Source organism: Streptomyces sp. NPDC001070, assembly GCF_053598835.1.
The window spans coordinates 1-21,790 of sequence record NZ_JBSFLB010000054.1 but is presented as its reverse complement, the minus strand read 5'-3'; the positions used below and the strand labels follow the sequence as shown (position 1 = coordinate 21,790).

Annotated in this window: 15 protein-coding genes; 4 read left to right on the top strand and 11 right to left on the bottom strand. The window is 69.1% G+C overall.

Going from position 1 to position 21,790, the window contains the following annotated elements; all coding sequences use genetic code 11:
• The first annotated feature begins 1,006 nt into the window (after positions 1–1,006).
• Positions 1,007–2,416, top strand: a complete 1,410-nt coding sequence (locus tag ACWDAS_RS38885; RefSeq protein WP_450400398.1) for a hypothetical protein — start codon at positions 1,007–1,009, stop codon at positions 2,414–2,416.
• A complete protein-coding gene (locus tag ACWDAS_RS38880; protein WP_450400396.1) occupies positions 2,413–5,067 on the top strand; it encodes a hypothetical protein in 2,655 nt (884 codons plus the stop codon). Before ACWDAS_RS38885 ends, ACWDAS_RS38880 begins: the two co-directional genes overlap by 4 nt.
• A gap of 66 nt (positions 5,068–5,133) precedes the next feature.
• Here ACWDAS_RS38880 and ACWDAS_RS38875 read toward each other — a convergent pair whose 3' ends face one another.
• The 4 genes from ACWDAS_RS38875 to ACWDAS_RS38860 all read right to left on the bottom strand — a co-directional run bounded on the left by ACWDAS_RS38875 (position 5,134) and on the right by ACWDAS_RS38860 (position 8,010).
• Positions 5,134–5,499, bottom strand: a complete 366-nt coding sequence (locus ACWDAS_RS38875; protein WP_450400394.1) for a hypothetical protein — start codon at positions 5,497–5,499, stop codon at positions 5,134–5,136.
• Positions 5,500–5,603: 104 nt separating this feature from the next.
• Positions 5,604–6,596, bottom strand: a complete 993-nt coding sequence (locus tag ACWDAS_RS38870; protein ID WP_450400393.1) for a hypothetical protein — start codon at positions 6,594–6,596, stop codon at positions 5,604–5,606.
• A gap of 474 nt (positions 6,597–7,070) precedes the next feature.
• On the bottom strand, positions 7,071–7,403 hold the full coding sequence (locus ACWDAS_RS38865; RefSeq protein ID WP_450400391.1) for a hypothetical protein: 333 nt from the start codon (positions 7,401–7,403) through the stop codon (positions 7,071–7,073).
• Between the two features lie 55 nt (positions 7,404–7,458).
• Positions 7,459–8,010, bottom strand: coding sequence for a hypothetical protein (locus ACWDAS_RS38860; protein ID WP_450400390.1), 552 nt, complete (start codon positions 8,008–8,010; stop codon positions 7,459–7,461).
• 190 nt (positions 8,011–8,200) lie between these two features.
• Here ACWDAS_RS38860 and ACWDAS_RS38855 point away from each other — a divergent pair, with 190 nt between their 5' ends.
• Both ACWDAS_RS38855 and ACWDAS_RS38850 read left to right on the top strand, forming a co-directional pair.
• On the top strand, positions 8,201–10,318 hold the full coding sequence (locus tag ACWDAS_RS38855) for an N-6 DNA methylase (RefSeq protein ID WP_450400388.1): 2,118 nt from the start codon (positions 8,201–8,203) through the stop codon (positions 10,316–10,318).
• Positions 10,319–10,422: 104 nt separating this feature from the next.
• Positions 10,423–12,090 carry an N-6 DNA methylase gene (locus tag ACWDAS_RS38850; RefSeq protein ID WP_450400386.1) on the top strand — a complete coding sequence of 556 codons (1,668 nt, stop codon included), beginning with the start codon at positions 10,423–10,425 and terminating at the stop codon, positions 12,088–12,090.
• A gap of 9 nt (positions 12,091–12,099) precedes the next feature.
• Here the strand turns inward: ACWDAS_RS38850 and ACWDAS_RS38845 are convergent, their stop codons facing one another.
• The 7 genes from ACWDAS_RS38845 to ACWDAS_RS38815 form a co-directional block, all read right to left on the bottom strand.
• Positions 12,100–14,238, bottom strand: a complete 2,139-nt coding sequence (locus ACWDAS_RS38845) for a UvrD-helicase domain-containing protein (protein ID WP_450400384.1) — start codon at positions 14,236–14,238, stop codon at positions 12,100–12,102.
• Between the two features lie 39 nt (positions 14,239–14,277).
• Positions 14,278–15,489: an McrC family protein gene (locus ACWDAS_RS38840; RefSeq protein WP_450400382.1), complete on the bottom strand. Its 1,212-nt coding sequence runs from the start codon at positions 15,487–15,489 to the stop codon at positions 14,278–14,280.
• Complete coding sequence (locus tag ACWDAS_RS38835) at positions 15,486–17,348, bottom strand: DUF4357 domain-containing protein (RefSeq protein ID WP_450400381.1); 1,863 nt, start codon at positions 17,346–17,348, stop codon at positions 15,486–15,488. The genes ACWDAS_RS38840 and ACWDAS_RS38835 overlap by 4 nt, the downstream gene beginning before the upstream one ends.
• A gap of 72 nt (positions 17,349–17,420) precedes the next feature.
• Positions 17,421–17,798, bottom strand: coding sequence for a hypothetical protein (locus tag ACWDAS_RS38830; RefSeq protein ID WP_450400379.1), 378 nt, complete (start codon positions 17,796–17,798; stop codon positions 17,421–17,423).
• Positions 17,795–20,179 (bottom strand): AAA family ATPase, encoded by a 2,385-nt coding sequence (locus ACWDAS_RS38825; protein ID WP_450400377.1) that lies wholly within the window; start codon positions 20,177–20,179, stop codon positions 17,795–17,797. Before ACWDAS_RS38825 ends, ACWDAS_RS38830 begins: the two co-directional genes overlap by 4 nt.
• Before the next feature lie 504 nt (positions 20,180–20,683).
• Complete coding sequence (locus ACWDAS_RS38820; protein ID WP_450400375.1) at positions 20,684–21,127, bottom strand: hypothetical protein; 444 nt, start codon at positions 21,125–21,127, stop codon at positions 20,684–20,686.
• A gap of 72 nt (positions 21,128–21,199) precedes the next feature.
• Positions 21,200–21,625 (bottom strand): restriction endonuclease fold toxin-2 domain-containing protein, encoded by a 426-nt coding sequence (locus ACWDAS_RS38815; protein ID WP_450400374.1) that lies wholly within the window; start codon positions 21,623–21,625, stop codon positions 21,200–21,202.
• Positions 21,626–21,790 lie beyond the last annotated feature (165 nt).

Genomic DNA, 21,790 nt, shown 5'->3' with positions numbered 1-21,790 from the left:
ACTCTCCGCATTGTTCAGCAGGAACGGTTCAATCTCTTAGTCGGTCGGTTACAAGATTCGCAGACTCGACCAACATCGCTGGGAGAAGAGTCTCGCCCAGGGCCTGACCGCAGCCGGGCCAAGGCGAGACTCGCCGGCGTCTTCTGCCTTTCCGTGGGCGGAACGTGCCGTGCACGCCGCCCACAACGTCATGACATCAGGCGCCCTGACCGGCTCGGACAGGTCATACGGGAGCAAGGTTTTGATAACCCCTGTCATCAGCACGACGTGTTGACCGCGCTAATGGTTTACGCCAGGTCGTCGTAGGCTTCAACCTGGCCGCCATGACCTCCGGGAAGAGCTCGTTCACGAAGGTCAGGCCCCGGCTGTGCGTGGGATTTCGGCAACGCGAGGAGGACTGCATGGGCATGTACCCGATGAGAAACCCGGAGAACTGCCCCAAATGTGGGCGCGACCTGAAAGAAGATCCGAAACCTGCCAGGCCGCCCGTACCGGGATTTCCGGAAGATGTAGCTTACGGTGAAGATCCGGTCTGCGGGGGGCGCTGGCACGTCTGGGACAAAACCTCTCCGCTACGGAGCCAAGCACAGCTGTACGTAAGCGGAGGAGAGTGACGGACTCCCGCTTGCAGAACGCGCGCCGGTAAGCCACAGGACCCGAGGCGCTGGCGCGGCGTTCCGCCTCATGGCGCAGCCTGTGAGGACGGCTCGGCGGCGACTCGCAGGTCGCTCGCCACTGGCTCCTCCCGGCCACGATTGAGCCACGTGTCCGGCAATGCCGCCCTCCCACAGTAACCGGGAACCTACTCTGAGAAGGGATCACCGGACGCTACTGATACGCCGTTCCATTGCGTGCGGTCAGAGGGGGAGATGTCAGAGTGACAACGCATGTCCAGGGGCCGGCGTGGGCGCTGCAGGGGTTGGGCGTGCGGTCTGGGCGATATCCCCTGGCGGTGGAGGGCCCGGTGATGCGGGCGGTGGACCGGTTGGTTCCTGGAGTGTCCACGGTGACCCGCTACATCCGCTACCACTCGATGTATGCGGCGATTGCGGCGCACGCCGAACAGAACGCGTTGGACACTACCGCGTGCCGCCAGTTGCTTCGCCGCAGCGAGGTGCTCCTGGCGGCGCTCCAGCACCCTGTGGAGACAGGCCCGGCGTGGCTCGCCCACGGGGTCGATCGGGTGCGGCGTTTTTGCGCAGAGGAACTGGAACTCGCACGAGCTGCCGACGAGGAGGCGCTGAGCCAGTCGTACTCGCCCCGCCGCTGGGGCTTTTGGGAACAGTACGGCGGACCCGCCACGGTGCTCGGTACCGTGAACGTCCAGGACGGCGGGCTCAAACCTGGTCGGCACGTGTGCCCGCCCACAGTCAAGGAGCTCTTCGCCCCGCTGTTGTCCCTCACGGCGCGTGAAGTTGTGCCCTTCGCGGACCTGGAAACTGCGGGACGGGCGGCCCTTGGTGTCCCGTGTCCGGCCGAGCGGGAGTGGCTGACGGACGTGCTGACGGCCACCCGTGGCGGAGGAGCCCACGTACCAGGGGATTGGGAGGCGTCCGACCGCACGCGGCGCGCGACCCTCCGTATCCTCGCCCGGGCGATTGATCTCCACGGTCATGAGGGCGACGGGTATCAGGAGACGCTGCGCTCCGCGGTGGCTTTCGGTGAGGAGACGGCAACGGATCCCGTCCTGGCGGCGATCCCTGAGACAGTCGGTTGGCGGGGAGTGCTGCTTCGCCACTATTCCGTCGGGGCCTGGCGTCGGCTGTGGGCAGCACTGGTCGCCGATGTCGGCTCCAAGGATGGCGAGGCCGACCGGTCGGCCGAAGAACTGCGCGACTGGCTGGCACAACAGGCCCCGGATACGGATGTGCGGCGGATCCTAGGCGATCTGCCCTCGCTCAAGAACGCGGCAGGCCAATTGCTGCCAGTCGAACGGCAGCTCCTGGCGCAGGGCACCGATGTCCCGATGACCAATGTGCTGCTCTTGATGGTTGGTGCGCTGCGATCCCGAGAGGGCCATCTGCCTGGGGACGTACGGGCCGTCTTCCTGGGCCGGCGACGGCGCTGGGCCGAGTTCCTCGACCCGACGTGGGTCGACGGCCTCATCAACGAATACGTCGACCGGCCAGCCCGTGATCTGGCCGCCCGGCTGGTGGACGACATGCTTGCCCAGTCCCGCAGAGTCGCCCTTGCGAAGCTTCGCCCCGACCCGGCGACGGGCGGGCTGAAGATTTTCTCCCGCTTGCATCTTCGCAACGAGCGGTACTTCAAGACCGGTGACGAAGGAGACTCCGACATCGGCACCCGCATCCCTCAACTGGGTTCCATGGCGGAGCAGCTGGGGCTTTTCGCTGTCCGCGACAGCTGCCACACCGTCACAGCGGAAGGACGGCGGATCCTGGAGATAAGCTCATGAGCGCGGCAGAGCTCGCCCGTTTTGCCTCCCCCGTCACGCTGCTGCGGGAATGGGCCGAGCGCAGCGATCAACAGGCACTGCACGAAGTGCTCTTTCTTGGTTTCACAGTTGATCTCCCCTTCCTGGAGAAGGTCGCCATACCTGCCGCGCGTGGTCTGGGCGCCCGCACCGCGGTGATAGGTGACGCGGCACAAGGGCTGTACGACCCGGTCGATGTGCGCATGGCTGGCCGCAGTTACCTACACGGCCTCGCCTCCTGCCGTGGTGCGTTCCATCCCAAGGTCGTGCTTCTGGTTGGTGAACACGCCTGCCGACTGGCGGTGGGCTCGGGGAACCCGACGCTGTCCGGCTGGGGTGCCAACGACGAACTGTGGACGGTTGTGGAAACCGAGGAGGACGACTCCCACGCACTTCTGGCCGACCTCGCCGACTGGTTGGACGAACTGCCCTCCGTCGTGGACCTGGCTCCCTGGTCGGCGAGTCACCTCGCGGAAGTGGCCGCCCTTCTAGCCGAACGGCATGTCAACGCCCCTGCCGGGCCGCAAACCGGTCCCCGGCTGCTGCACAACCTCCAGCAGAGCCTGCTCGATCAACTACCGCTCGGTCCTGTCGATGAACTGCACGCATACGCCCCATTCGTCGACGAGGCTGGCTATGCGTTGAGCCGGCTGGTCGGCCGCCTGATCCCACGGCGTACCACCCTCGGTCTCCAGCCTCGCTGGTCCAGCTACGACGCCGGAACAATCAAGTCGGCACTGGGCGACTTCGACGCACAGATCCGTCTTCTCGAGGAGACGCGGATGCGGCACGGCAAATTCATCGAATGGCAGACCGGAGGCCGACGGTACTCCCTCACCGGGAGCCCGAACCTGACCCGCGCCGCGCTGTGCACCAGCACAAGGGCCGGCGGCAACTGCGAGCTCGCGGTACTCGCCGCCGACGCTCTGCCACTGCTCCCTGAAGAAGGGCGCATCACTGCACTGGCAAACCTGGTAGGCCGCACCATCCGGCCCTTCAACTCCGCCGGTCACACGCTCGTCCTGCTCGGCGCGAAGACGGATAGCGAAGGCCTGCACGTCTCCCTGGCCCACAGCCAGCCTGCGCCCGTGGTGATCAGCACTTCGCCGGACGGTTCGCCGGGCTCCTGGACGGAGACCGGAACCATCCCGGCATGGACGTTGGCCGGCTCTTTCCCTCTGCCCGAGGTCCCAGGTGCGGCGGTTCGCGCCACGTGCGCCCGGCCTGACGGCACCACCGTCGAATCCGCTGTGGTCTTCGTCTATAGCCCTGTGCACTGCGCACGACGCCACGGTGCCGACAGCGGGCCCCGACTGAGATACGACTACACGGCACACACGTTGTTCGCCGACGAGCGTGCCGCACGCCGTTTCGAAGCCGATCTACGGCGCCTGCGCGAGCTGACCGCTGCGACGTCCGCTCCCCGGGTGAGTCCGGCGGCAGGCACGACAGCAGGCGCGGTGACATCGAGCAGCGTCGACCTCTGGGATGCCTATCTCGCGGACTGCCGCCGAATGATCGGGGCACCATTGACGGATCTGGCGTTCGGTACCTCGCAGATCGGCTTGCCGCAGGCACCGTCGGCACGGTGGATCGTGTCGGCCGTCACCGGTGACGGTACCGCGGAGGACGACGACGCGTACGACGAGGAGCCGGAGGACGGGGACCCCCTCGCCACGAACGAGGCTCGTGCACCGCACATCGCGCCCGAACAGCGTGCCCTTTGCCGCACCTGGGCCCAACGCTGGGTGAGGACGCTCGTCGGCCGTGACGGATCTGCCGCGGCACCGGTTCCGGTTCGGCTGCTGGTGGCGAACCTGTACGTCCAGCTCCTGGCCGCCGGAGTCTGGGACGAGAACGACCAGAGTTGGCGCGACGGCCTCAGCCTTCTCCTCCAAGCTCTCGGTTCCGCAGACGGAACGAGCGCGGCGGAGCAGCCGGCTCCGCCAGAGAGCCGGCGACGACTGGACGCGGTGGCGGCCGTGGTGATGACACTGCTCATGCAGGACGCCACCTTCACCGGCGGCGGCGAGCACGATGTACTGGCCGCCCACGCCTGGCACGGCAGCAAGGCGGTGATCGCACGTGCGGAACCCGCCGAGGCGGAGGACCTGATGATCCCGCCAGAGCAGGCACTCGCCCGCGTCGCGCCCTGGAGCGAGGTGGAACGGCTCATTGCCCTGGCCCAAGACGACGATCCCTACGCGGAGGTGATCGAGGAGTTCACCGCGGCAGGCTGGTCCGCCACGCATGAGGACGGGCTTTGGGAGATCACGGGCTCCTTCGGCAATCCGATTCCGGTCGTGACCACAGCTGCCGAACGACTCGGGCGACACCACACGAAGGGCGTGCTTGTCCGAGCCCGCAGCAGGGACCGCTGGGCGTTCGTCGCCTGGGCGGACCCCCACCTGATCCTGCTGAATCCCCCGGCACGCATCTGGCGCACCTACGAAATACGTCCCCCGGCTACACCGGAATCACGGTTCAGCAGTGGCGACCTCTCCGCGGTGCCCGGTCGCGGTGCCCGGACACCGCTCCAGGTGGGCCCGCCAGAAGCTCTCAGGAAGATTCTTGCCGAAACAGGCCTCCAGTACCCCGAGTTGATCGCGCGCTTGTTCGCACTCAGCACGTGAGAGAGAAGCCGCAAGCAGCGCGGAAACGATACTGGCGACGGCGCGGTAAACGGGTGAATCTTCGGCTCAGCTTGCCCCGCTGCCACGCCGCTGCCCGGGGCGCTCGCGCTCCCACTCGGCTTCCGCTTCGGCTCGCTCGGCCGCGACGCGCTCGCGCTCCGTGCGACAGTGCGGGCATTCATTGCCGCGGGCCAGGCCCGGGGCACCGTCGGGGTCGACGTCGCCGCCGCAGGTCGGGCAGGGCCATAGCGAGTCCTCCCATCGCCGGTACTCGTCCTCCTGCCGACGCGTGTCCTCCTCCTCAGCGGCCCGCCGGGCGGCGCGACGTTGTTCCTCTCGACGGCCGTAGGCGCGCAGGTCGTCGGGGTTGCGCAGGGCCTCGGTGAGGGTTTGGGCTGAGTCATGTCCGAAGCGCCACCAAATCTCCGTCACCACCGAATGTGAGACAGGGCCGTTAAGTTGACACACCCGTATCCGGATGTGGTCAGCGACTACACCTTCCCGTCAGCGTGGCGGCCGCCCCACGCACGCTCCGGTCACAGGATGCGGCGTGGAACGAACCACGGCCGCTCACCGCTCTCCCGCGAGGTCACACGTGCCTCGAAGCGGCGTCCGTCGATACCCTCTACCATCAGGCCGCCCATGCCCAGCCACGTGTGAGGGTAGGTATCAGCCTCCCGCTCTCCGATCCCGGCCGCCTTGCAGGCCGCCAGCTTGGCCTGCCAGGTCGCCTGGGCCCAGACGTCCTCGTTCGAGTCCGCGTGGATCTCGAAGACGGCGACCAGTTCCGGCGCGTCGTCGTCCCGTGCTGGGGCCGTTTCGTCTCCAGGGGTGTCAGATGCCGCATTTCGAGGCCCGTCGGCCAGGCACTCGGCCCACATTTCGTGGGCCCGCCTCGCTTCCTTGATCGCGGCTTCGGCCGCGGCAACCGTGGCCATGTGGTCGGCCGCGTAAGCGAATACGGATCGTAGATGGTCCGCAGACAGTCGCAGCCGTTCCGCCCGGATCCGCTTCTGCTCTCCGTGCAGCTGGCCCTGCCGACGCAACATGTCCTCAAGGCTGGCGTAGTCGGCCTGGTCGGCGTCGTACACCGACGGCACCGCAGGGAGGTCACTTCGCCAAAGAACCGGCACCGATTCCGCGTCGTCCTCCATGTCCTCGTCGTCCGCCTCGCCGTGGACGATCCGCAGCACGACTGCCCGCTCAGCCTCGGAGTTCGCCACCGTGCGGGCGAGTTGTGCGAGTTCGTCGATGAGCGCTGTCACCTCTTCGGCGGCCGAGCAGCGGAGTTGCTCGTCCAGCGCGTTCGTGAGGTCGTCGGCGGCTGCGCTTGCCGCGTCTAGAACGGAGTTGCACTTGCCGATCTCATCGAATGCGCGGCGTGCCAGGCGAAGCGACTCCGTGAGCACACCGAACTCGCCCTCGCCCATGAGTTCAACAGCCGACCGCAGCCCTGAGATCGCCTCCTCCGCAGCCGCGAACTCGTCATCAGCTTCTGCAGCAACCTGCCCGTTACTCTCAGCGTGCATGGCACACCCCCCTGTTGGTCGGTACGGACAGCCCTCCTGACTGTCCCGCATTTCGAGTGATCGTATGCAGCCGCACACGGCTGCCGGCATCCGCCCCCACGGGGTCTGGCCGACGTGACAGCACGGGCCGTCCCAACGCTGTTCAGCGACAGGGGATTTCGCGACTGCCCGGAGGAAGCACATGAGTTTGGCGGCGGCGCTGGAGTAGTCGTGTCACCAGCCTGCCCGGCTGCCGGATGCGCATCCGGCACGTGCACGTGTCCACTGGCTCAGGACTCCCGCCCCACGCCCAAACTCGACAGGCTGAACCAGCCACCGCACGCGCCCGAGCCCCGGTCACGGCCTTGAACTTGTCGTCGACGCACGCGCCGCGGCGTGTCCGGATCTCCGGGCGGGGTGCGTGGGCGAGCGGTGAACTACGGCCCATGGTGGTCCTCCTGTTCGCGTCAGGGTGGGCGTGGACGAGCCGAGCGGTCAACTGCCGGAATCTTCAGTCGAGTTCGTAACCTGGGTGTAGACAGTGAGGAAGCGTTCCAGGTCGGCGCGTTCGGCCGGCGGGAGCCCGCCCGCCGCGAGGCGGGTCCGGGCGTCGAGATGGGCGCGCTGCAGGTATCCCGTGCCGTGCAGGTGGCGCCAGAGAAGGCGAAAAGCCTGCTGATGGTCGTAGAGCGTGGTCTCGTACGACCTCTGCGCGATGTGCCGTGCCTGGTCGAGGAGGGCTCGGAAGTTCCCCTCGTCGTCGCGAGTCCCCAGCTGCGCCAAGTGTCGGTCGAATGCGGTGGTTTCCCCGCCCCCTGCCGCGATCAAGCGGCACCTCCCCTGTTGCTGCTGTGCGTCATGGCCGGGCGAACGGAACGGGAGGTCAGCCGACCTTCTTCCACTCCTTGCAGCCCTGCGTCTGGAAGTACTCGCCCTTCTTGATCGTCACGCGGCCCGGGCCCTTGAGGTTGTTGTTGGCGATGATCGCGTCGAACTCACCGCTGGCGTCCTTCAGGCGCGCCCAGTAACAGCCGAAGGAGTCCGCTCCGGCGGTCTTGTAGGTGCCGGGCTTGATGTCCTCGCCGACGAGGTACTCGCCGTCCCCGGCGAAGCCGGCGGCCGGTCCGGGCTCCCGGGTCTTCTTCGGCTTGGCGGTGACCGTTCTCGTCACGGTGGGCGCGGGAGCCGCGGCCGCGGCCTTGGCGGTGACGGTCACCGTGGGCCGGGGCTCGGCGGTGTCGCTCGCCGTGGCGTCAGCCGACTCGCCGTTCGACCCGATGCCGACGCCCATGACCAGGGCCACGAAGGCCACGGCGCCGTGGGTCAGCAAGCCCTTGCGGTGCGAGGGCTTGCCGGCGGGCTGGGGCGGTATGGGGCCCCAACCACTCGGCGTGGCCGGGGCGTTGTAGCTGGGCTGCGAGGTCGGAGTGGTCATGGTGGTCCTCCTGCTCGGGTGGTGTGCGCGATACCGGAAGGGCGTGCCCGACGGCGGAAGCCGTCGGGCCCTCACTTCCATCCGGAAGCACAACCAGATAAGCAGAGCGGTGAAAGCACTGTCAAATATGTTCAGGTTGACGGGGCCTGTAAGCTGTAGCGGTCGGTACCGAGAGGACCAGGAAGCAGCCATGTCGCAGCCGTCAGCCCAAGTGACCGCCGCCGAGATCTCCCGCATCGCGGGAGTGACCCGTGCCACCGTCAGCAACTGGCGACGCCGCCACGAAGACTTCCCCTCCCCCGCCGGGGGCACCGAGGCCAGTCCCCTGTACGACTTGGAGGCCGTGCGCACCTGGCTGCACGCACGCGGCCATTCGGCCGCCGCGACCCCGGCCGAGGAACTGCGCACGCTCCTGCGCCTGCACGGCGCCGGAATCGCGACCCGGCTGCTCCCCGTGGTCCTTGCCGCTGCCCGCCGCTCCCCGGAAGAGCTGTCCGCCCTCACCGGCCTTTCGGACTCCGAACTCGGCACCCAGGCCGATTCCGCCGTCGCGGCACTCGCGGGGGCCGTCCCACTCACCGCGACCGTTCGCTTTCCGCCCGACGACGCCCCGGCTCTCCGCGCGCTCCTGCGTTGCGTGCGGGACGACGGCCCGCGGGCCGCGCTGGACGTACTGGCCGAGCGGGAACTGGATGAGAGCGCCACCTCAGGCACCTATCAGACACCGGCCGAGCTGGCCGTTCTCATGGCCCGCCTGCTGCCCGCGGACTGCATCCGCGTACTCGACCCCGCCTGCGGCAGTGGCACGCTCCTTGAAGCGGCCGCCGCCCAGGGGGCGCGGGAGCTGTACGGACAGGACGCGCTGGAGGTGCAGGCCCAGCGCACGGCCGTCCGTTTGCTGCTGTCGGCGCCGGACGCGCAGGTCTCCGTATCGACCGGCGACAGTCTCCGGAACGACGCTTACCAGGGCACCGCCACTGACGGCGTGCTGTGCAATCCGCCGTACGGTGATCGCGACTGGGGGCAGGACGAACTCGCCTACGACCCCCGCTGGGCATACGGCGTCCCACCGCGCGCGGAATCCGAACTCGCCTGGGTGCAGCACGCCTTGGCCCACCTGGTGCCCGGCGGATACGCCGTGCTCCTGCTGCCGCCCGCCACGGCCGCTCGCGCCTCGGGCCGCCGTGTGCGCGCCGAACTCGTCCGCGCCGGGGCTCTGCGTGCCGTGGTGGGCCTGCCGGCCGGGGCGGCCGCGCCGTTGCACATCGGGCTGCAGATTTGGGTGCTGCAACGTCCTGAGCCAGGCGGCGCGGAGCGCAGGTCCGTGCTCTTCATGGACCTGAGCGGCGGCCGGGAGGGCTCCGCGGGCACGTCCCGACACGGGTCACGGCGAGCCGCACCGGACTGGGACGCACTCTCCAGGCGGATCCTCGACCGCTGGGCGGCCTTCCGCGCCGCCCCGGAATCCGTCCACGAAGAGCCCGGCGTCGCACGCGCCGTTCCGGTCATCGATCTCCTGGGCGACCTCGTCGACCTCACGCCCGCCCGGCAAGTGCGCGCCGCACCGGCAGACGTCGATCCGGCGGAGGTCGCACGTGTCGTCGCCGAGCATCGCAAGCAACTGACTGAGCACATCGCCTCGTTGGCGGAGGCGGCAGGTCACGACGTCGGGGACCCGGCTGGGGACGCGGCGCGTGAGTGGCGCACGGCCACCGTGTCGGACCTCGTGCGCGGCGGTGCCCTGGAGATCCTGCGCGCGACGCCGCAGACCAAGGAGGGGTCCCTGGCTGAATGGCGCGCCGCCAACGCCGATCGGGCGGTGCTCACAGGCGCCGATATCGCGCGCGGTGAACGTGCCTCGGCGGGGCTCGACGACCTGAGCGTCGAGACCGCGCCCCTGATCGAGGAAGGAGACGTCCTGGTCCGCATGCTCCCCGGAGGACAGGGCCCCATGGCCCGGGTCGCCGACGGGGCGGACGCGGGAGCCGTGCCGGGCCGCTCGGTATTCGTGCTGCGGCCCGACCCGGCTCGCCTCGACCCCTGGTTCGTCATGGGTTTTCTGGAGGCGGAGGACAACGTCGCCGGAGCCTCCACCGGGAGCACCACGGTCCATGTGCAGCCAGGGCGGCTGCGTGTACCGCTGCTGCCGCTGGAGGAGCAACAGCGGTACGGAAACGCCTTCCGGCGCGTACGCGACCTGCGCACCGCCGCCCTCCGGACCGTCGAACTCGCCCACAAGACCGCTGACACCCTGACCACCGGGCTGACCGGCGGTGGGCTGCTCCCGTCGAACACCGAGGCCCCCTGACGTTCGACGGCACAGGTCGCGACACGGCCGTCACGCAGGGTTTGTTTACATAGCAAACACATAGATACGGCACCGTGGACGGCACTCCGTGTACCATGGCGCCCATGAAGGACGCCGCGCGCCCCAACGCAGAGGCCCTGGTTACCGCCGCGGAGATCGCGCGCATGGCGGGGGTCACGCGTGCCGCGGTCTCCAACTGGCGCCGACGCCATGAGGACTTCCCCACGCCGGCCACCGGCAGCACGAGCAGCCCCCTCTTCTCCCTCTCCGAGGTCCAGGCATGGCTGGACAAGCAGCGCAAGGGCCGGCAGGTGTCCGGTGAGGTGCTCGTCTGGCAGCACCTTCGCGGCGTGTACGGCGACAACATGACCCGCGGCCTCACCGCGGTGGCGGAAACGCTCGAGGACGCGGCGTCGGCCAAGAAGCGCGGCGCCCGAACGGATTCCGCACTGCGCGCCCTCGTCGACGAGGCCACCAACGAGCTCACTCCGGCGGAGCTTCTGGCGAACCTGACGAAACGTCACGCCGAGTCCACGAGCCGCACCGGCGCAGACGGGGTCACCTCGACGCGTCTCGTCCGGGCCATCCATCACTTCGCCGGGATGCCCAACGGAATCACCACCGTCTTCGACCCGGCCTGCGGGATCGGCTCCCTGCTGTTCGCCTTCACCGCGGAGACACGCGCTCTCGTCGGGCAGGACATCGACGCCACGAGCACGCGCTTCGCCCAGCTGCGGGCCGCTCTCTCCGGGCTGCGCGACGTGACGGTCAGCACCGGGGATTCACTGAGGTCGGATCATCACGACGGCCTCAAGGCGGACTTGGTCGTGTGCGATCCGCCTGTGGGTATCGCCGACTGGGGCCGCGAGGATCTGCTCATCGACCCACGGTGGGAACTCGGCGTCCCGTCGCGCGCGGAGAGCGAACTCGCCTGGCTTCAACACGCCTACGCGCACACAGCGCCGGGCGGCCGTGTGGTGATGGTCATGCCGCCCTCCGTCGCCTACCGCAAAGCCGGCCGGAGGATCCGCGCTGAGCTGGTCCGCCGGGGGCTGCTCACACACGTCGTGGCACTGCCCCCGGGTGTGGCCGCCTCTCACGCGCTGCCCGTCCATCTATGGCTTGTCACACGGCCCGTGAGTCCCGACCACGCGGCGGAGACCGTGCGCATGATCGACCTGACGGCCAACGACCCGAACGACGGATTCGATCCTCAGAGCTCACAGTCGATCGACGTTCCCCGGATCGATCTCCTTGATGAAACGGTTGACCTGACCCCCGCCGTACACATCGCCGCCATCGGGACCGACTACGCGAGAGAGTACGAAACCGCGCGCGCCGCGGTCGAGCAGTTGACATCACTGCTCGACGGGCTTCCCGCCCTGTCTCCGGGATCGGGAAGGCACTCCTTTGACGGAGCGACCATCACAGTCTCCGACCTCGCGCGCGCGGGGCTGGTGGACGCCTCGGAGGAAGGCGCCGTCTCGACGAGCGAACAGCTCGACACCGACTATCTGAACGGCTTCCTGCGCAGCGCGGCCAACACCCGCCGCTCCACCAGCGCAAGCGGGTCCTTCCGCGCCGACGTACGGGGATCCCGGATTCCGCAGATGGCGATCCAGGAACAGCGCCGGTATGGAGCGGTCTTCCGGGAACTCGCCGAGTTCGAGGAACGGATCAGGAAACTGGCCAAGCTGGGCGAGCAAGCCGCATCCCTGGCCCGGGACGGGCTGACCAGCGGAGCACTCGCCCCGCCGCCGGCAGAGGACTGAACCCCGCGGTCAGGCAGCCGGCAGGAACGGGCTCCCCGAGCCGCTCCAGGACACGTGCAGTGCCTCACGCGCCCGTGTGCAGGCCACGAACAGCACACACCTCTCTCGCAGGACGTCCGACTCGTGCTGCAGCCGGTCGACCTCTACCGGAGTGATCTCCCGGCCGAAGGGCACGGCCGTCGCCGTGACGCCGGCGACCGCGACGCACCGGAATTCGAGGCCCTTCATGGCGTGCATCGTCGCGAGACGCACGCCGTCCGTGGTGTCCGCGGGATTGTCCTTGACACGGACCGTGGGGACGCCCGCCGCCTCAAGCCTGGTCGCGACCTTGTCGAGCAGCACGTTGAAGCGCGTGCACACCGCGATCTCCGCGGGACGGATGCCCTGCCCCAGCCAGCCTTGGATGCGCTCCACCAGTGCGGTCACCTCGGCCTGCTCGGTGGCGTGACCGTCGACGTAGGGCTCCTTGCCGTGCAGCAGGGACCGGTACCCCGAAAGGCTGTCCCCGTCGTCACCGGACAGGCTCTCCACCTGAGCGTCGCGAAGGATCCCGGTGGACCAGAGCAGGATCTCCTCGGTGCTGCGGTAGTTGATCCGCAGGCGGCTGGACCGGCCCGTCACCGAGATGCCGAGCGAGGCCAGGGAGACGTGCGCGTCGTAGATCCGCTGATGCGGGTCGCCCGTGATGAACAGGTCGTCCGGGCCGGGCTCCACGGCTGCCCTGAGCACCCGCCACTGTGCCGGGTGGAGGTCCTGCGCCTCGTCCACCACGACGTGGGCGTACTTGTGCGCTGACTGGTCCGCCTCGTGCAGCAGGCGCGCTGCCTCGTCACAGACCTGGAGGTGCGTGTTGACGCCCGTCGCGCGCAGTGCCGACGTGAACGCCTCGACCCCGCGCCAGAGCTGGGCGCGCTTCATCGGCCCGAGGGCCGTTCCCCTTCCGCGGCGGGGCGCCGCCAGGTACTCCTCCGCCGAGCGGAGGTCCTGACCCAGGATGACGTGCCGGTACTCCTGCGCCAGGAACTGCTCCGTCCACGGCAGGCCCAGCTGCTTGACCACCTTCTGCCAGACCCGCCGCTCGTCCTGGTCGCCGATCGGCGAGGGGGTCCGCCCGCCCATTTCCCGCACCACGCGATGGGCGTAGGCGTTGACCGTGGTGACGTCCACCCGGCTCATCTGATCCGCGTCGTCCAGGAGCAGCGCGAGGTTCTCGCGCAGAGCGGCCGCGAGTGCGTTGGTGTAGGTGGTGAGCAGCACCCTCGTGCCGGGATCGCGGGTGAGCAGGTGCTTGACCCGGTGCAGGGCCACGACGGTCTTACCCGTGCCGGGTCCGCCGCTGACCTGTGCCGGGCCGTTGTAGGAGACGCGGTAGGCCACGCGCCGCTGCGACGGGTGGAGGAAGACGCGCCAGGCGGCGAACGGCTTCTCCAGGATCTCGGCGAGCTCGTCGGGTTCGGTGATCAGCGTGATGCGGCTGCTGGTGTTGGCGATGGCGGCGGCGAGATCCTCGGTCGGCTCAGGCGTGGCGTGAGCGGGCCGGCGTATCGCGACGACGTCCCGGTAGACCTCCTCGGCGCTGAATCCCTCCGCGAGGAAGGTCAGTACCTCGAACTGGTCCTCGGGAAGAAGGGTGCCGAAGGCGTCCAGCTGGGTGCGGTCGATGATGGTCCGGACGGCACGTCGCACCTGCTCGTCGATGCCGAGCTCGCGCAGGACGGTGTCCGAGTACGCCGCGAAGAGCAGGGACGGCGCCTGGTTCGCGGCCTTCTCGAGCGCCGGGGTCAGCTGCTCGATGGCGACGACGTTGCGCACTTCGAGACCACGCGTCGCGGTGTTGACGGTGTAGAGCCGCTTGGCCGCCCATGTGTAGGCGTCGTCGTGCGGCACGATCTTGACGAGGAGGAAGACGTCGCTCCCGTCGTCGGGAGCGAGCACGACACCGCGCCAGAAGTCATTGATCCGGATGGTCCGCATGCGGGGGTCGCGGGCGTTCTCCACCGACTCCAGATGAAGGCCCTTGTCCGCGTGCAGCTCGGCGACCGTGAGCTGCTGGAACTTGTCCATCGCCTTGCGCACGCCGGCCCTGATCTGCTTGTCCAGCGTGTCGTAGCCGTCCCAGAGCGTATGCGCGAGTGCGAGCTGAGGCACGGGACGGGCTCCTTTGGACCGATCAAATGAACGTGCTGATCATACGGTCCTACTGGCTAGTCGTTCGGCCAGGCCGCGTACCTCCGCCAGCAGCCCCGCGGGCGGCTGATCCAGGTCCAGGGCGTGCTGGTGGATGGTGATCCCCGCGTTGCGGACGCGGTGCGCGGCGTGCGGCTCGTTGCCCTTGGCGTACACCAGGTGGCCGTCGGGCAGTCCGAGCGCGGTGCAGTAGGCGAGCATCTGGTACAGGTCGGCGTCGGGATAGCCGTCCCTCTTCTCCGCCTTGTACTTGGCGTCCACGACCGCGCGTGGCCGGCCCCTGGCGTCCTCCCGGTACCAGACGAAGTCCGGGCGCATCCGGATGGCGTTGTCCTGGTCGAGATGAATGCCCTTGGCCTGCAGTTCGGCGCGGCCTCCGTGCGGGATCAGAGCTTCGCGCAGTGCCGTGCACACGAAGTCCTCGAAGACCTTGTTCATGTCGAACAGGAAGCCGTCGATGCGCAGCGGCCCTGCGTCGTGCTCGGCCGAAGCGCCCCGCAGCAGCGCCTCGGCGAGCCGCAGCGCGCCGTGGTAGCGGGCGTTGAGCCGGGTCGGCCGCCACGCCGGAAGCGCGTGGCCCCGTACGAGCGGGCTCGCGTCGGCCAGGCGTGCCCGGTGGTGGGCGAGCCGTCTGCGAACCGGTGCGGCGACGCCCGGCAGGCGCAGTAGCCGCTCGGCGGCGGCACGCAGGATGCGGTTCTCGGCGATGTCGGTGGTGTACTCGTCGTACACGATCTCGAGGGGCAACGCGGCACCGAACCGCCTGCGGATCTGGTCCGCCTCCCTGACGCGGCCCCGGACGACCAGAGCGCTCTCCTCGGTCGTGCGGTAGCCCTGGACGAGCCCCTGGGCGAGCGCCCGTGCCAGTTGCCGCTCGAAGGCGTGGGCGAAGGCCGGTAGCACCTCGGTCTCCTCGGCGACGTCGACGCCCTCGTCATGCGGTGCGCCGAGCGGTGAGAGCGCGTAGCCGAGCAAGAAGAACAGCCGGGCGATCGGCACCTTGGGGGTGATGCGGAGCGTGACGGTGCCCTCGCCGGGAACCGTCAGGGCGACCGCGCCGACCTTGCTGCCGGCGCGCAACCGCCAGTGCCCGGGGAGATGGGGGTCGGGGGTCGCGTCGATGATTCCGGAGGCGGCGAGGGCCTGCCCGACCGCGTGCGGAAGGCGGAAGGGCAGGGGTGGGGCGTACTCGACCAGGTGGAGCGTGGTCACGAGCCGGAACCGGGGTCGGCGACCGCCTTGCGCAGCGACTCCAGGCCGTAGCGGGCCTGGACGTCGATGCCGTCCCCGTAGTGGTGCTCCTCCAGCAGCGGGAGGATCTTGGTCCGCCAGGTGCGCTCCAGCCCGCCCTCCCGGTACACGCTCTTCTTCATCAGGTACGACGGGCCTATGCGGAAGTCCGGCTCGTCGATGCGGGCGTTGAGGGCGTCGAGGAGGTCGGCCGGCTCCAGGTCCATGTCACGCCTGGCGAGCCAGCGCCGCAGAAGGCCGCTGGTGGGCTCGGTGCGCGGGGACAGTTCCACGAAGGCGAAGCGGCGCCGCATGGCGGCGTCGACGAGGGCGATGGAGCGGTCGGCGGTGTTCATCGTGCCGATGACGAAGAGATTCGGCGGGAGGGCGAAGTCGTCACCGGAGTAGGTGAGGCGCACGGACTTGTTGCGGTACTCCAGCAGGAAGTACAGCTCACCGAAGACCTTGGCCAGGTTGGCCCGGTTGATCTCGTCGATGATGAGGAAGTGCGGGATGTGGCCGTTGCCCTCGCGGGAGGCCAGATCGGCCAGCTCACGCAGCGGCCCCGCGGTGAGCCGGAAGTCCACCTTCCGGGTCTCCGGGTCCTCCCGGGGCCGGAAACCCTCGAAGAAGTCCTCGTAGGCGTACGAGGGGTGGAACTGCACCAGCTTGACCTGCTCGGGCCCGCCGCCGAGGAACTGGGCGAGTTCGAGCGCGAGATAGGTCTTGCCGGTGCCCGGCGGCCCGTACAGCACGAGCTGCCGCTCGTCCCAGAGAAGATCACGCAGCTCGCGCAGCCAGGCCACGTCGTGCACCAGCAGCTCGGCCGCCAGGGCTTCGTCGGGTTCCGGCAGTTCGAGCTCCCGCCGGCGTTCGGTGATGGCGGCGATCTCGGCGCTCACATCGCCCTCGTCGGCCGCGGCCTCGGCCTCGGCGGCGAGTTCCGCGTCGGACAGGCCGAGGCCGTCGAGGAGCGGCTTGACGACGGTCAGGTCCACCACGTCGTGCTGGACGGAGAGCTTCTGCTGGAGCTCCTCGGGAAGCTCGTCATAGGCGAATCCCTGCGCCTGCCACTCGACCGGACGGCGGAGATTGGACCGGCCTCCGTCCGACGCGGTCTGCTCGGCGGAGCCGGCGACCTCCCCCACGTACAGCCGCCCGCCGGAGATGGTGCACACGGTGTCACCGGGCTTCATCCGGGACAGGAAGGCGTGCAGGGCCTCGACCAGTTCGAGCTTCTGGTTGTAGGTGGCCGACGAGGCGTAGTCCTCTTCGATCAGGGAGCGCAGCCGGTCCTTGCTCACGCCCTGCTCGACGCCCTGCCGGAGCCGGGACGCCGCGAGCGTGACCCGCTGATCGGGAAGCCACAGCCGCTGGACGAGGTCGAGGCCGGAGACATTGGAGCCACGGACCAGCCAGGCCCGGCTGGGGCCCCACCCCATGTGGTTGAGGAAGTCGGCGAGCGGGTGACCGTCGGCGGTCTTCCACTCCACCCATCCGTTGGCGCTGCGCCCGAGCAGGATCTCGGCCGCGGCCGACGGCGAGTTGCATTCGATGTCACGGGCCGTCTCCAGCCGGCCCTGCCAGGTGGCCGACTCCCGCATCGCGCCCTCGTCGATCAGCTGCTGCCGCAGCCGGTGGGAGGACGGCATGCGCAGGGGGAACGAGGGCACCACGTCGGGCCGGGCCGGCGAATGCGCGAGGACGACGAACTTCTGGCTGCCGTTGGTGCCCTTCTCCGCCAGAAGGCGCCCCCTGGCGAGGGGACCGCCGCTGGGAAGGCGCAGCAGGAACTCCGGGTACTCCACGGGCTCGGGCAGCCGGCCGTGCTCGTCGCTCACACTTGCTCCTCGGTCTGGTGTCTCGGCCTTCTCGTCGCCGGCACCTGACGACACTACCTGCGGCACAGGGGTTCACAGCCTGGCGGACGGCAGAACTTCCAGCAGCTCGGTCACGTCCTGGTGCCAGGCCCGCACCTCAGCGGGCGTGGGGGGCAGTTCGTAGGTGTGGTGGTGGCAGGCGGCGCTGAGGGACGACCAGACCGTGTACCACTGCCGGGCGACGGATGGTCTGACATACCACTGCAGGCTGAGCATCCTGGTGCGGCCGTTGCGGGACATGTTCGTGGTGATCCCTCCCCAGAAGCCGTCCAGGGTCTCGTCCAGTGCCAGCCGGAGCAGGACGGCGGCGGCGCGTGCCCGCGGGCCGGGGGCGAGGGTGTGAACAACCTCAGTCGGCGGGTTGAGCAGTTCGTCGGCGGCGGCGAGGAGGCCGCTGGTGGGCAGGGTCATCGTGCCTGCACCGCCTTCGCGAGCCGCTCGGTGCGCCGGACCAGCTCCTTGCGGTCGCCGACATGCACCGCCGCCTGGTGCGACGCCCCGTTGACCTGCCTGATCAGCGCCTTCGCCCAGGGCCCGTGTTCGCCGGCGATGGTGTCGAGCACCGCGCCGCGCTCCACCGAGAGGGCGAGCGAGGCGAGCGCGGTCAGGGGCCCTGCCTTCGCGATCTTCTCCTCGGCCGCGCGCCGACCGACACCGGCCGCCCGGAGGGTCTTACGGGCGGCCTCGAGGAAGGCTGCCTCCAGCGCCACGCGACACATCGCGGGGAGCACTCGGTCCGCCACGTCCTGCGGCAGGTTGACGTCCAACGCGATGGCTCGCGCCTCATCCAGGGCCTGGCTGACCGGGTCACTGACCGGCACGAGGTGAACGACGGAGTCGGTCTGCCGAGAGACCCGCTTGATCGTCGCCGTGATGCCGAGGCGGCGAATGGCCTCCTCCAGGCGCGTGTCATGGGTGAAGACCACGACCTGACGGTGGCGCGCGTAGAGGTCGAGGACCTTCGCCAACCCTTCGACCTTCTCCGGGTCCATGGACTGCACCGGGTCGTCGATGACCAGGAAGTTGAACGGGCTGGAGGGGTGGGTCGCCCGCGGCATGAAGAGGGAGAGCGCGAGCGAGTGCAGCTCGCCCTGGCTCATCACGCTGAACGCGGGTGCGTCGATGGCGTCAACGGCGACATCGAGGACGACCTTGCGTTGATTCGACGCCCCGGCCAGGCTGATGGAGCCGAGGGTGACGCTGCTGCGCTCGCACAGCAGCTTCCACACGGCCTGCGACTGGTCGGCGAAAGGCTTGAGGCGGGCGTCACGCAGTTCGTCGGTGACCTTCCTGAGCCAGGCACGGACGGCCTTGACCAGCTTGTTGCGGTCATCCGCGGCCTCGGCGGCCTCCGCCTGCCGCAGCCACTCGGCGACCCGCCCGGCCATGGACTGCCAGCGGCCGTCCTGCTCGGCGAGGCGCAGCGCGGCGTCCTCGCGCGTCTGGAGGCAGGCGTCACCGAGCACGGCCTCGGCCCGCTCGGCCGTGTCCGCCAGCTCGCGGGGGTCCTGAATCGTGCGGCAGGCGGCCCAGTCACGCCAGATCGCGGCGAGCGCCGGCTCGTCGGCCTGGAGCCAGGGGGGCACGGGGTGGACGAGATCGTGAAGGTCACGAAGGGCGGCGGCCAGCTCCACGCGCGCGGACAGCGCTTCGGCTGCCTCGTGCTCGAGCCGTTCCACCTGCGCTCTGGCGCTCTCCGCCCACCTCTGGTCGAGCCGTCCCTGCGCGCCGCACACGGGGCAGTCGACGGTCTCGGGGTGGCGGCGGCGGTGCAACAGCGCCTCTTCCAGGAGGCCGATCAGCCTGCGGGCGTCTTCAGCGGAGCTGTGGCGTGCGTCCTCCGCGTCGGCCGCCGCCAGGCGGAGGCGCTTGACGGCGGCCGTCACGGCCTGCCGGTCGGGGGCTTCCAGAGTGGCGAGGCGCCGCAGCCGGGCCAGCGCGTTGTCGTCGGCGACGGTGTGCCCCTTCAGCAGCGCCCGTACGCGGTCGAGGTCGGGACGACGTCCGCCAAGCGCCGCCGCCACTTCGGCGGCGCGGGGGTCGTTCAGTTCCGCGAGTTCCCGGAGCACGGTTGCAGTGAGGCCGTCCCTCGCTTTGACGGTGTCGTTCAACGACTTTGCGAGCTCTCGGGCGTTGGCGTCGGTGTCGCTGAGGAGTTCCAGACCTAGGATCTCGGAGAGCGCGTCGTGCAGTGCGCTGAGCGGGCCGTTGATCAGCGCGCCGAGTTCGCTGTACGGCAGGAACGGCCGGTAGAGCGACAGCTCCTCCGGATCGATGACGTCGTTAAGCTCTGCGGGGGCACCGGACGTCTCCACGACGGTGACGGAGTCGGCCAGCTGCTCACCGTGCCAGACCCGGCGGACCGTGGCGGGGTCGCTCCCGTCACCGAAGGTGAGGTCCACCGACACCTGCGGCTCGGCTCCGTGGTGCAGGTTGCGCCACCCCTGCTTCCAGACCTGCGTACGCCCCTGCCAGCGGAAGTTGTCCCCGGTCAGCGCCATCTCGGCGGCTTCGGCGAAGCTCGACTTGCCCGATCCGTTCCGGCCGGCGATGACGGTGAGGCCAGGCTCGGGACGCAGTTCGAGGGTGGTGGCGGGGCCGATGCCGCGCCAGCCGGTGGCCGTGACGGATCGCAGGTACACCGGCCCGGCACGCCCGGTGCCCCGGGGCGGAGTGTCGGGCAGCAGCTCACGGAGCAGTTCCTGCGCGGCAGGCGTGAGGCCCGAGTCCGGAAGGCGGCTCAGCAGCAGGTCGCGGAGGGAGTCCTGGGCGGGCTGCGGTTCCTCGGTCATCGCAAGTGCTCCTTGAGGCGGGCTCGGCAAATCAACGCCCCCGCGCGTGCGGGTGGCAGGCATCGTTGCTCCAACGAGGATGAACGACATCTGTTAGCGTCGTCAACACACTTTCAGATTCCCGTGTACTCGAATTCGTGTACGGGTGTCCGCAGCCGACTGACGCCGGGGAGACGCTGGGACGCTTCAAGGGGTACCTGAGCAGGATCCGGGGGAAGGGCCCGGCCGCATGGACGCCGCAACGTGACACGGAATAGGGCGGTCTGGGCGTCAGGGAACAAGGCGGCGCAGCCTGGGCTTGGCCGTGCCGCGTCGCCAAGAACCACGACAGGCAGGAGCCAACGCATGTGGCTTCTTGCACTCTGAGTCGCACCTTTGACGACCGATCGATGCCCAGGGCAGCGCCGCGAGTTGGGCGGTCGAAGCTGCTACTCCACCTCGGATGTGCGCCTCACGTACCTACCGGCGTGCAAGCCGCCGGTGCGCTCATGTCTCTGGAAGTCCTCAGCCACCCTCGCGGGCGTCACGCTCGTCCTCTGCCACGACCGCTGCCAAGTGAGCGAGGAACAGCGTCTCAAGCTCCTCCACCGGCGCCTCCGGGAGCGTCACATCAGGAAACTCCCACCCCATGCCAGCTTCAGTATTGAAGGTGATCTCTGCGGCCGAGGGCACGATGCGCTGCCTCAACCAGTAGGCGAACTCCGCGGCGTGGCCGGCAGTGCAGTTCTCGATCGAAGCACCTTGCGGGGCTGTCATCGCGATGACCTCGAAGTCCTCGCCCCCCAGAGTGATACCGAAGGAAAGTGAGGCACCCGTCGCTCCGGGCCCGGTCCCCTCGCCCGAGAACTTGAGGAATTCTTCCGCGTTGCGCTCGCGAAGTGCGTCAGCTGAGGATTCCAGGGTCATCCCCCAGTCGCCGTCATCGGGTGCCGAGAGGATGAACGTCACACGGATCTCGTTGAGCGACGTGTGAGGCACAGACATCTTCGCGGCTCCCAGGTGTGGTCGTCTTGCTGCTGGTCAGGGTACGTACCGGGCATAGCCCTTGACGCCGTACGCGGCCATCATCGCGCGCCAGTACGGGACGGAGTCCTGGTAGTCGGTGTCGATCTCAACGCCTCTCATCTCCTTGTTCCGTGGATCGGACATGGTGGCGGCGTACTTGGCCAGTTCCTCGCGGTCGCCGGCGTACAGGAAGTCCTTCTTGCCGGGGAGGTGGGCCTGTCTGATGCCGTCCAGCGTACGAGCGCAGCTCCGCTGGTTCCGGACGTGCTTAGCCTCGATCGCCAGGCCGTCGGTCCTGCCCAACCCGTCGACCATCAGAGCGCCGCTCTCGGAGATGCTCGCGGGGAGCAGCACCTCCTTCTCCGGGTATCCGGCCACGCGGTACTGGTACGCCTTATCTCCCGGCAGTCCGCCTGAGTAGCCACCGTCCCGCAGGGCCAAGTACCGAACTTCTGGCCCTCGAGGGTGTCAGCGGCGGAAAACGCGGATCAGGGGGAACTGGCGCGGGCCTGCGGCCTCGGCGGCCGTGAAGAGCGGGCTGGTGGGCTTCCAGCCCGGCGAGGTGACGATCAGCTCGGTGCCCTCGGGCAGGGTCCGGCCGTCCCC